Consider the following 9,550-nt stretch of genomic DNA (forward strand, 5'->3'; position numbering starts at 1 on the left):
ATGAAATCAGCCCCCTCCCGGCCGAAACTCATCCTCGGATCGGGCTCGCCCCGGCGGGCGGAGCTTCTGGCCGTGCTCGGCGTCTCCGCCGATGACGTGCGCGCCCCGGACGTGGACGAGGCACCCCGGAAGGGCGAGGTGCCGCGCGTCTATTGCGAGCGGATCACGGCCGCCAAGATCGCCGCCGTGCGCGCCGATCCCGACGATGTCGTGCTTTGCGCCGATACCACCGTCGTGGTGGGGCGACGCATCCTCGGCAAGCCCGGGGACGCGGCCGAGGCGCGCGCGTTCCTCGACCTCCTCTCCGGTCGGCGACACAAAGTCGTGACGGCGCTGGCAGTGCGGCGGGGCGAGCGGACATGGTCGCGGACGAACGTGACCTCGGTGCGTCTGAAGCGCCTCGCCGCGCACGAGATCGACGGCTATCTCGCCACCGGAGACTGGCGCGGCAAGGCGGGCGGCTATGCCATCCAGGGCCCGGCCGCCGCCTTCGTCGCCTGGATCGAGGGCAGCCATTCGGGCGTCATGGGCCTGCCCGTCCACGAGACGGCGAACCTTCTGGCCGCGGCCGGCTACGACATATGGGGGCCGCGATGATCGGCACGCAGATCCATCTCGGAACGCATGAGGGGCGTGGGGCGGCGGGCCTGATGGAAGACGGCCGCCTGATCGACGTCCTGATCGACGCCGATGACGACATCCCCGTGCCCGGAACCGTGTTCCGCGCGATCTGTGATCGGCCGGTCAAGGGGCAGGGCGGCATGATCCTGAAGCTCGGGGGCGGGCTGACGGGCTGGCATCGCAACGCGAAGGGTCTGGCCCCGGGGCAGGCGCTGCTGGTGCAGGTCACGGGTCATGCCGAGCCGGGAAAGGCCGTGCCGGTGACGGATCGCGTGCTCTTCAAGTCGCGGCTCTGCATCGTGACGCCGGGTGCGCCGGGCCTCAACGTCGCGCGCTCGCTCACCGATGACGAGGAACGGGATCGCCTGCTGGAGATCGCCCATGACGTGCTCCCCGAGGCGCGCGGCGAGACGGGGGTGATCCTGCGGACCGCTGCCCAGGGCGCAGATGCCGATGCGCTGGCCGAGGATCTCGCCACGACCTGGGCTGCGGCGATGACAGTCCTCGGCGACGAGGGCACCGGTGCCGAGCGCCTGCTCGACGGGCCGGATGCGCAGACCTTGGCGTGGCGCGACTGGCCCGATGCGCCGGTTAACGACGACTGGGGACCTGTCGCCGATGCGCTCGATGCGCTGCGCACCCCGGAGGTGCGGATCGGAGCCGTGACGCTCTGGATCGAGCCGACGCGCGCGTTGACGGCGGTGGATGTGAACACGCCGGACGGCGGCGCGGGCGGGTTGCGCGCAAATCTCGCCGCGGCCAAGGAACTGCCGCGCCAGCTGCGGTTGCGCGGGATCGGCGGGCAGGTGGTGGTGGACCTCGCGCCGACCTCCAAGAAGGACCGCAAGGCCGTCGAGAGCGCATTCCGCCATGCCTTCCGCGCCGACAGCGTCGAGACCTCCTTCATCGGCTGGACACCGCTCGGCCACGTGGAACTGACCCGGCGCCGCGAACGTCGTCCCCTGACGGACCTGCTCTGAGGAGGCGCCCATGGCCTGCCCGATCTGCGAAAAACCGACGATGCCCGCCTACCGGCCCTTCTGCTCGAAGCGCTGCGCCGACGTGGATCTCGGCCGCTGGCTGAACGGCAGCTACGCCGTCCCGTCCGCTGACCCCGACGATGCCGAGGCGGCGGCCGATGCGATCGATGCCGAAGCGGCGCAGGCGGCGCGCGACCGGACGCACTAGGCGCGGCACGACCGAGCCAGCCGACCCCTCCGGTCGCGGCGAAAGTCGCCCGGCGAGCGCAGTGTTGCGTCCGCTCGACGGTACCGCCAAGGCGGCGTCCCGACTGAGGCGAGGAGGTTCAGCCAACGCCGTTCCTGCTCTTTCGACCATCGTCCCGACCTTCCCATTCCGTCCGTTAAGCGCCCGACGTCCGGGCAGGAGAAAAACGGCCCTTGCCACCCAAATCGCCCTGTCCTAGACGGTCCCCACCCCGCGCCGGGAAACCCGCGCGAACCCGGTGCCTGGGTAGCTCAGGGGTAGAGCAGTGGATTGAAAATCCTCGTGTCGGTGGTTCGATTCCGCCCCCGGGCACCAAAGCACCTCTCAGTTTTAATGAAATCAATGGGTTATGGGGCAAAATTGTCCCACCGTTTTCGCGCTTGGGGAAAAGTGGGACTTTTTTGTTCGCGGTTCGTGCATGCCCGCTCTGCCCTCACTCGAAGGCAGCTAGTACTTTTCGTGTGTTGGGTCTTCGTTTGGGAAGGGTTCGACATGCCCGAAGTTGACCTCTAGTCTATCCTTCACAACATCGGCTGATACCGGTGTTGGCTCAGGGTCGAGGTCTCTCTTGACCGTTACGACAAGCGTGAAAGTATGCTTCGACTCGATCTCGGCGTATTCTGTGCTGAGAGTGACGTAGTCTTTGTCGATGCTGTCATAGGCATAGAACGTGAAGCCCGCTTCGAACGCCACCAATGCCTCCACCCGAAACGTGAAGGACACTTCGTCATCAGTGGCATCCGTGATGATTGGGTTCGTAATTGTTGCGTAGTCTACCAATTGAAGTGACACGGATGTCGGCTCGGCCTCATAGTCCAAACCCACATGCGTCTCAGCCTCGAAGTCAAAGTCGTCTAGCCTTGCTTGAATTGCCAGTTCGATATCATCATTGAGCGCCTCGGCTTCTCCTTTCTTAAGCATTTCAACGACGTCATCAGCTGTGTTTCTACCAGTGTCGTGAAAGTAGGAGAGGGCAATGTCCAAGTCTTCTGCGCAAATGAGCCATTCAGATTGCTCGGCAAACGTATGCCACCCTTTATCTTTAGATACGCAAAGAAGGTACTGCCGGCGCATCGTGAACGCTCGGTCTAGACTGACTAATGCGAAGGCATCAGGAAACTCAGATTTCTTTTCCTTCTTGTTTTCAAAAGGTGTTTCGCCCGCGAAGTAGCGACGCATGACTTCTTCGGTGATCTCCTTGTCGCCAGCAGCTGTCACGACCATACCTTCAACAGCCTTCATGAATTCTTGGATTCGCATCTCTGCAAATGCGCTTGGGTCGCCATCGGTCTGGAGAACTTTGGCGATATCCGCCTCAACAGGAGCAGTCTTCCACGTTCGTGCAAACCTTTTGATGGCTTGGTTGAGAGCTGTTTTTGTCTCGTCAGCCTTGTCGGTTATGTGAGAGCCGACCTCCGAAACGATGACATCGGAGAACACGACGGCGATCTTGCCAGCTTCAAACTGGGAGAGGCTTCTCAGCAGTGGAAAATTGAGATTGCAGCCGTATCTATCAAAGATCGACGTGTCCAGAGTGATAGCTGTTAAACTGCCATCCGCAATGCGCGCCTTTATTTCGTCTTCGGCAAGCTTCGGCATGAGGTGTCCTTTCGGATAGCCTACCTAATCGCTTCAACCATCAAAATCGATAAGTATTATTTGTTTAAAAGGTGATTTCAAAAGTTATTACGTTTCGCGCGAACAGAGATTCTTCCCAGACGCCGCCAGAGCATTCTGGCGTGCAGCGCGGGTGTGGCTCGACGCCTCCTTCATGTTGGTCCAGCCTTGCAAGGAAGACGTCCGGTTCTCGCTGACTAGCTGCGGGCCTCTTCCTGACTTAGCGACTGCGCTCTGGCGCGCATAACACGTCGCGGCTCATCCGTCTCTCCCAGCCCCTCCAGTGCAACCGGAGCCTTACCGGGGAACTCGACCATGAGCTTTAGCTCCCCACCCATCGCGCGGACGTAACTCGTCAGCGTCGAGAGCAGGAGGTCACTCTGGCGTTCGTACTTCGCGACGGTGGCCTGCTGAACGCCGAGGGTTTCGGCCAGTTGCACCTGGGTAAGCTGCTTGGCTTTCCTCAATTCCTGCAGCGTCAGGTACTCGGCATGCAGCCGATCCGCCTCGGCCTCGATCGTCGCGCGACGGGCGGGGTCGAGGGTCGCCAGCTTGTCCTTCAGGCTCCGGGCCATCGTCGTCATCCTTTCCGTCTCTCCAGGTGGCGGTCGAAGCGGTCGTCCGCCCTGGCGATCAGCGACTTGTAGAACCGCTTTTCGCTGCCACCCGATTTGTCCCCACCGACAAGCAGGATCGCCTGCCGGTCGGGGTCGAATGCGAAGGCGATGCGCCAGACGCCGTCGGCGGCGTTGCAGCGCAACTCCTTCATGTTGGCATGCTTCGACCCGGTCAGGGTGTCCGCATGGGGTCGCCCGAGCATGGGGCCTTCCCGCTCGAGCAGAAGCGCCCGGGCGAGGATCGCGTCCTGCACTTCTTGTGGAAGGGCATCGAATTCCGGCTCGAATTCCTCGGCAAAGGTTACGGTCCACGGCATCGGGCAAATACTACTTTGAAGCTATATAGCCTTGAAGAACTATTTTTGCAAGCACGGGCTGCAGAGCGAAGAAGTCGTGTCTGCAAGCGTGGGGCGACGATCAGTCTGCGTCTTTGAGCAGCCGTTGCGCCTCTTCCGCCGCTCGAGCGAGGCCGGGAATCCGCTTCCCGAGGGCTTTCGTGGTCGCTTCGAACTTGGCGAACGCTTCGGGCGGAAGCGTCGAAGATTCGTCATCGTCCAGCTTAAGTTTCTCGGTCTTTGTCATGACTGCCTCCATAGTTTTCTTCTTGGTCGTTTCAGTCTTGGCGGGGGGATTTGGTGTATCACGTTTCGCCACCCCGCGCTTCCTCCCTTTCCGGCCCGCCCACGTCCCGCGACAACAGCTTCATCCCCGACGCCGCCAGCACTTTCTGGCGCGCGGCGCGGGTGTAGCGCGAGGCCTCCTTCAGGGTCGTCCAGCCGAACATCGCCATCAGCTGCCGCTCGGTCGCTCCGTTCTCGGCCGCGAGTGCCGCGCCCGCCTTGCGGAGCCCGTGAGCGGAGCAATTCTTCAACCCGGCCTCGTCGCATTGCTTGCGGAACCAGTTGCCGAAGCCGTTCGAGGTGAAGGGCTTGCCGAAGGCCGTGACGAGGAAGGCGAGGTTGCCGGTGGGCGTGGCGTCGAGCACCGACTTCAACTCCGGCAGGACCGGGATAGAGAGGGTGACGGGTTTGCGGTCGCGGTTCTTGGCCTGGGTCAAGGTGATCCATCCGTTCTTGATGTGCTGCGGCCCTAGTCGGACGATATCCGACCGCCGCTGCCCGGTGTAGAGCATGAGCGCTAGCGCGAGGCGCGGCTTGCTGCCGATCGGGTGATGGTCCTCGAACTGCCGGACCTCCTCCATCGTCCAAGAGTGAAAGCCGTCCCCCTTGGCCTTGAGGTAGGGCACATCGCGGGCCGGGTTTCGCTGCGTCAGCTCGTATTCGACCGCGAAGGCATAGACCTGCCTAAGCGCCTTGACGAAGCCGTTGGCGGCCTCGGGCCGGTCGGCCATCTCGTCCCGCATGCGCCGGACGTGACGCGGCTCCATCAGCGCATAGGGCTTCGATCCGTTATTCTCGCAGATCCGGTCGAGGATGCCGCGTCGGACATACTTGGTGCGCCCGCTCAGGCGCTGGTATTCGGCGGAAACGAAATACTGCTCACAGAGCCACTTGAAGCTGCCCTTCGACCCGCGCCGCTCGAGCGGTCCGGTGGGCGCGCGCGGCGTCGCGCGAATCATCGCAGCGCGGTATTCGGCGAGGAAGTCCTCTGTACCCGGCTGGCTCCGCAGCCGCACCTTCAGGTGCCCGAACCGTCTCTCATCCTGAATGTGGGCATGGCACGCGCCGCCTTTCGTCAGCCGTCAGTCGTCCCAGGGATTGTGGTCGGAGTGATCCCCATCAGGGATCAGCTCGAACGCCCGGTCAAGTTTTTTCCGGTCCCAGACCGTGCGGGCATTTATCCGCTTGGGCGGCGGCATGCGCCGGTCGCGAACCAGGTGATCGAAGAGCGTGGGCGAGACCCCGATATAGGCCGCCGCTTCGGTCCGCGAGAGACCGCGGGGCGCGAGCGTGGGCGGCAGAATGGCGGGGCGCTTGGGCATAGGCGATCGGTCTGGGTTTCGGGTGCCCCGAGGATGCCGGAAAGGGAGGGAGGAACGAAGCCGAGAACGGGCGGGATAGGCCTGTGGCGGGGAATGACAGGTGGGCGGCGGGTGTGGCGAAACAGGGCGATCTCCTGGCTGCGCTGGCGTAGTCGTGCTACGCCGCGCATAAGGCTCGGCGCCGCATACAAAATCGTGCGAAATCAGATAATTGGCGAATTCCTCGCCGCAAGACCCGAGAAAATGCCGCGCATTTTCCCGTTCGACATCAACAACCTGCAAGAATCTGCGGCAAGCCTTTTATCTTGCGCTCCCATTGTTGAGCGCGAGATATCCGCTTCCGATGCTCAGAGTTCTGGCCCCTTCAACAGAATAAACGCCAAGTGCACGATTCCGCAGTGTGCATGCCAGTGGTCTGAAAACACTGAAAAATTGTGGGAATCCTGCACACGACCGAATTGCATGCACGCGAAAACGCCAGTCACGTCAGTGACTTGCGGAGTTCTTGGTAGGCGCTTTTATCTTGCCCTTTTCAATCCCGTCGCACTCCAAAGGCTTGCTCTCCGCCGTTTGTTCGCCATTACATTCTAGCTCTCGATACCGCAAGAAGCTGCCAATTGGTTAGTCGCATCACTGGAATGGCCGCCAAAGGTACCAAAACTATTCCAAAGATATCGCAACCGGCGCGCGGCGTCGCTGCCGTAGGATTGCAGCTGTGCTGCGTCTATTTTGCAGCCGAAGTAACAACTGACCGCCTGGCCTCGAGCCTTTCGGCTGGCTCGCGTGCACGGATTGAAAGCCAATCTTCGGCAAGGAAGCGGCAAATGATAAAGATTGATGTGGTCTCCGGCAATCGCCTGCAGCCGGTTCCTAAGAGTAACGCTCGAGGGCCGTAGTTCACGCCAAAATTACGCTGTCCATGTTGCCACAGCTGTAGCTACACTCCTGCAAACATTCGTCAAACATCGGTCCTTGCATTCACGCTTTGGCAGGCGACTGTACTGCAGTGACCAGACAGAGCTCCGACCGAAAGGGTCGAAGCTGCCGCGTTTGGGGATACATGCCATGCTCTCAGTTTGTAGTACCAGTTGTGCAGAGAACGGGCCTTTCCTTTTGGTGGGCAAAGAGCTTTGACGGTTCGACGAAAGCAGACGTTCAGAAACCGAATCATTTTTGCCTAGGTCGCAATTTAGGCTGGATAGTGCCTTGGCATCTTTTGCCGGAACTGTCCCTACACCAGTCTATCCGCCCCTGCCGGATCCAGAAGTGACACCGGCATTCGTTCGTCTGGCGGACCGAGGGCGAGATGGTCGGGCGCCTCAGCCAGTCTGACATGGCCGTCCACCTGGGCCTCCGGTTCTTGCTGAGGGACAGCTTGATGGTCTCGCCGCACCCACCGGGGCAGTGGAAGCAGGCCCATTTGTCGACGCCATCGCGCACGATGATCATCTCCCCCGGCACGATCTGATCCGGCGTCGGGTGTGTGGGTGTTACTCTGGCAAGCAGGTCACTTCGTGGAATGAGGCGGAAGAGCTCAAGGCTCTTCCGCACAATGTCGATCATCATTCCACTCACCCGATACGATCCAGGAACGGGTCGACGTCGCCGAGGCCCCAGTATTCCTCGCTGCCGCAGACCGGGCAGTCCGATCGGGGCTGCGCCGCCTGTGAACGCTCGAAACCCTTGTCGAGCTTGCGATAGCGTTGCCATGTCCATCCACCGACGCCGCGGAAGTCAACGAGACCGGCAAGGAGTTCGTTTACCGCCATGGTGGCCGCCTCGGTGGTGAAGGTCACCACGGACGGTGCCGGATTGCCCCCGCCGCGGACGTAGGCCTCGGTCTTCTGCCGTTCAAATTCGGCGGGGTCCGATCGCTGGAGATCCTCCTCGCGGGCCTTGACGCGATTGACCGTGCCGCGGCAGCCGTGGCACGCCGACGTTGGATAGAGCACGCTGACCCGCGCGGCCATCTCGAGGAGGCCGGGCTCACCATCGTCACGGGGCATCAGGACCAGCCCGACATCGATCACCGGAATCAGGTAGAAATGCGCGACGCGGTTCAGGTAGAGGCGCCCGGCGTGATCGTCCGTGCATCCGAAAATGACGTCGCAGGATTTCAGCGCGTCACGGATATGCGGCGCATCCACCCAGCCGTTCATGGACCGGATGTCGACGTCGAGGCCCATCATCGTCACCTCGCGCGCCATGACGTCGACCTTGGGCACCGCGTTTGTCAGCATCCTTCCGGGTCGCGCCATACAGGCGGTTTAAGTTGGATTGCTCGACCACGTCATCGTCGATGACCACGATGCGCCCCACGCCGAGGCGAGCGAGGAGCTGGACTACCGGGCTTCCGATGCCGCCGCAGCCTACTACGGCAACGGAGAGCTGATTGAGGAGTCCGTTGACCTCCGGCCCGAAGGCCAGTGCCTGCCGGGCCAAAGCTTCCGACGGAGTCGGCACGTCGGTCGACTGGATCTCGAGCCGAGTGCCGATGACTGTCACGCGATGACAGGGCAGGTGTGTCATGTCGTCTTCCCAGACCCGCGCCCGGTAGAGGCCGTCACCGACCTGCACGACGCTCACCAGGCGTGTCCCCTTGCCGTTACGGTTCCGGGCCATGGTGAACAGGTCCCGCTCGTTGCGATCGTCCTGGTCCGAGAAACCGTCGAAGCCTGCCGGGTGACTATGAACGATCGCCGGCACCAAGCCTTCCTCCTTGGCCCGGCGACAGAGCTGGGCGAAGGAAATGGTATTCCACGTGACGTGCTTGTCGCTTGCATCGACGCGGTCCTCCTGCGGGATCGCGATGACCTCGTAGGAGGTGTAACGGGTCCGCGGCTCGAGGTCCCAGGGGTCCTGCGCGATCTCGCTTTTGCCGAGCAGCATGTAGGCGGCGCCCTCGTGCCCACGGGGGTGCGCGAGCAGCGCCTGCAGCTTGTCGCGGTGACGGGCGTGGAGAGTGATGTCGCTGCGCTTTATGCCGCCACCTCCAGGGCCTCTTCGACCCGCTTCAGCATGGTCCAGATGCCGTCGGTGCCGGGACGCCACTGGTTGTTATGGCGAGACCAGCGCTGCCAGTTCTGGCCATCGAAGGCCTGGCGTGCCTGCGTGCAGCGGGGCTCATGCTGGCCGGTAAGGAGCTTCAGGTGCGGCACGGCGTAGAACATGTCGGGGGCGACCTCGGGATACGAGGGCGGCAGCAGGATCAGGATATCCGCCTGGGCGACCTGATACTTGCCTTCCGGCAGCGTGATCCCGGTGAGGATCACGCCCTTCTTTCCGCCTTCGATGACCTCGCGAACGGTGATGCCGCGACCCTCGAGGTAGCGGCGATCCTGACGGGGGAGGAGGCTCATGCCGCACCCCCTTCCGTGGTCTGGGGCACGCCGGTGAAAAAGTGCTCCAGGCCCGCATCCGCGAGGCAGATCAGATCGGTGTCGCCAACCAGGATGTCATCCTTGCCCGGGATCACCTGCCAGACGGCGAACTTGGCGGGATCGACCCCGGCCAGCGTCTTGAGCAC

Annotated in this window: 14 protein-coding genes and 1 tRNA gene; 4 read left to right on the forward strand and 11 right to left on the reverse strand. The window is 62.5% G+C overall.

Annotation, left to right across the window (positions count from 1 at the left end):
- From ACK8OR_RS00255 to ACK8OR_RS00270, 4 genes are all read left to right on the forward strand, one after another.
- The gene (locus ACK8OR_RS00255) at positions 1-597 is read left to right on the forward strand and encodes a Maf family protein (RefSeq protein WP_410187485.1); all 597 of its coding nucleotides are present in this window, start codon (positions 1-3) and stop codon (positions 595-597) included.
- Entirely contained in the window at positions 594-1,601 is a 1,008-nt protein-coding gene (locus ACK8OR_RS00260) for a ribonuclease E/G (RefSeq protein ID WP_410187486.1), read from the forward strand. The genes ACK8OR_RS00255 and ACK8OR_RS00260 overlap by 4 nt, the downstream gene beginning before the upstream one ends.
- 10 nt (positions 1,602-1,611) lie before the next feature.
- Positions 1,612-1,809, forward strand: a complete 198-nt coding sequence (locus ACK8OR_RS00265) for a DNA gyrase inhibitor YacG (RefSeq protein ID WP_410187487.1) — start codon at positions 1,612-1,614, stop codon at positions 1,807-1,809.
- Positions 1,810-2,088: 279 nt separating this feature from the next.
- Positions 2,089-2,163, forward strand: a tRNA-Phe gene (locus ACK8OR_RS00270).
- A gap of 132 nt (positions 2,164-2,295) precedes the next feature.
- On the opposite strand, the gene ACK8OR_RS00275 is transcribed toward ACK8OR_RS00270, so the two are convergent.
- The 11 genes from ACK8OR_RS00275 to ACK8OR_RS00325 form a co-directional block, all read right to left on the reverse strand.
- The gene (locus ACK8OR_RS00275; RefSeq protein ID WP_410187488.1) at positions 2,296-3,447 is read right to left on the reverse strand and encodes a PIN domain-containing protein; all 1,152 of its coding nucleotides are present in this window, start codon (positions 3,445-3,447) and stop codon (positions 2,296-2,298) included.
- Positions 3,448-3,662: 215 nt separating this feature from the next.
- Positions 3,663-4,049, reverse strand: coding sequence for a helix-turn-helix domain-containing protein (locus ACK8OR_RS00280; protein WP_410187489.1), 387 nt, complete (start codon positions 4,047-4,049; stop codon positions 3,663-3,665).
- Positions 4,046-4,399 (reverse strand): type II toxin-antitoxin system RelE/ParE family toxin, encoded by a 354-nt coding sequence (locus ACK8OR_RS00285; protein ID WP_410187490.1) that lies wholly within the window; start codon positions 4,397-4,399, stop codon positions 4,046-4,048. Before ACK8OR_RS00285 ends, ACK8OR_RS00280 begins: the two co-directional genes overlap by 4 nt.
- 100 nt (positions 4,400-4,499) lie before the next feature.
- A complete protein-coding gene (locus ACK8OR_RS00290) occupies positions 4,500-4,664 on the reverse strand; it encodes a hypothetical protein (protein WP_410187491.1) in 165 nt (54 codons plus the stop codon).
- Between the two features lie 58 nt (positions 4,665-4,722).
- Positions 4,723-5,661 carry a tyrosine-type recombinase/integrase gene (locus ACK8OR_RS00295; RefSeq protein ID WP_410187492.1) on the reverse strand — a complete coding sequence of 313 codons (939 nt, stop codon included), beginning with the start codon at positions 5,659-5,661 and terminating at the stop codon, positions 4,723-4,725.
- Positions 5,662-5,784: 123 nt separating this feature from the next.
- A complete protein-coding gene (locus ACK8OR_RS00300) occupies positions 5,785-6,024 on the reverse strand; it encodes a helix-turn-helix transcriptional regulator (RefSeq protein WP_012177662.1) in 240 nt (79 codons plus the stop codon).
- 1,167 nt (positions 6,025-7,191) lie between these two features.
- On the reverse strand, positions 7,192-7,590 hold the full coding sequence (locus ACK8OR_RS00305; protein WP_410187493.1) for a DUF6527 family protein: 399 nt from the start codon (positions 7,588-7,590) through the stop codon (positions 7,192-7,194).
- Positions 7,591-7,595: 5 nt separating this feature from the next.
- Positions 7,596-8,213 (reverse strand): ThiF family adenylyltransferase, encoded by a 618-nt coding sequence (locus ACK8OR_RS00310; protein ID WP_410187494.1) that lies wholly within the window; start codon positions 8,211-8,213, stop codon positions 7,596-7,598.
- Complete coding sequence (locus ACK8OR_RS00315; protein ID WP_410187495.1) at positions 8,149-9,075, reverse strand: ThiF family adenylyltransferase; 927 nt, start codon at positions 9,073-9,075, stop codon at positions 8,149-8,151. Before ACK8OR_RS00315 ends, ACK8OR_RS00310 begins: the two co-directional genes overlap by 65 nt.
- Positions 9,003-9,383 carry an E2/UBC family protein gene (locus ACK8OR_RS00320; protein ID WP_410187496.1) on the reverse strand — a complete coding sequence of 127 codons (381 nt, stop codon included), beginning with the start codon at positions 9,381-9,383 and terminating at the stop codon, positions 9,003-9,005. Before ACK8OR_RS00320 ends, ACK8OR_RS00315 begins: the two co-directional genes overlap by 73 nt.
- Positions 9,380-9,550, reverse strand: a complete 171-nt coding sequence (locus ACK8OR_RS00325) for a multiubiquitin domain-containing protein (RefSeq protein ID WP_410187497.1) — start codon at positions 9,548-9,550, stop codon at positions 9,380-9,382. The genes ACK8OR_RS00320 and ACK8OR_RS00325 overlap by 4 nt, the downstream gene beginning before the upstream one ends.

The sequence above is a fragment of the Jannaschia halovivens genome (assembly GCF_046452375.1).
GTDB classification, from domain to species: Bacteria; Pseudomonadota; Alphaproteobacteria; order Rhodobacterales; family Rhodobacteraceae; genus Jannaschia; species Jannaschia halovivens.

Coding starts and splice junctions, on each gene's coding strand:
- ACK8OR_RS00255 (WP_410187485.1), top strand. CDS start 1: ATGAAATCAGCCCCCTCCCGGCCGAAACTCATCCTCGGATCGGGCTCG.
- ACK8OR_RS00260 (WP_410187486.1), top strand. CDS start 594: ATGATCGGCACGCAGATCCATCTCGGAACGCATGAGGGGCGTGGGGCG.
- ACK8OR_RS00265 (WP_410187487.1), top strand. CDS start 1,612: ATGGCCTGCCCGATCTGCGAAAAACCGACGATGCCCGCCTACCGGCCC.
- ACK8OR_RS00275 (WP_410187488.1), bottom strand. CDS start 3,447: ATGCCGAAGCTTGCCGAAGACGAAATAAAGGCGCGCATTGCGGATGGC.
- ACK8OR_RS00280 (WP_410187489.1), bottom strand. CDS start 4,049: ATGACGACGATGGCCCGGAGCCTGAAGGACAAGCTGGCGACCCTCGAC.
- ACK8OR_RS00285 (WP_410187490.1), bottom strand. CDS start 4,399: ATGCCGTGGACCGTAACCTTTGCCGAGGAATTCGAGCCGGAATTCGAT.
- ACK8OR_RS00290 (WP_410187491.1), bottom strand. CDS start 4,664: ATGACAAAGACCGAGAAACTTAAGCTGGACGATGACGAATCTTCGACG.
- ACK8OR_RS00295 (WP_410187492.1), bottom strand. CDS start 5,661: ATGATTCGCGCGACGCCGCGCGCGCCCACCGGACCGCTCGAGCGGCGC.
- ACK8OR_RS00300 (WP_012177662.1), bottom strand. CDS start 6,024: ATGCCCAAGCGCCCCGCCATTCTGCCGCCCACGCTCGCGCCCCGCGGT.
- ACK8OR_RS00305 (WP_410187493.1), bottom strand. CDS start 7,590: ATGATGATCGACATTGTGCGGAAGAGCCTTGAGCTCTTCCGCCTCATT.
- ACK8OR_RS00310 (WP_410187494.1), bottom strand. CDS start 8,213: ATGATGGGCCTCGACGTCGACATCCGGTCCATGAACGGCTGGGTGGAT.
- ACK8OR_RS00320 (WP_410187496.1), bottom strand. CDS start 9,383: ATGAGCCTCCTCCCCCGTCAGGATCGCCGCTACCTCGAGGGTCGCGGC.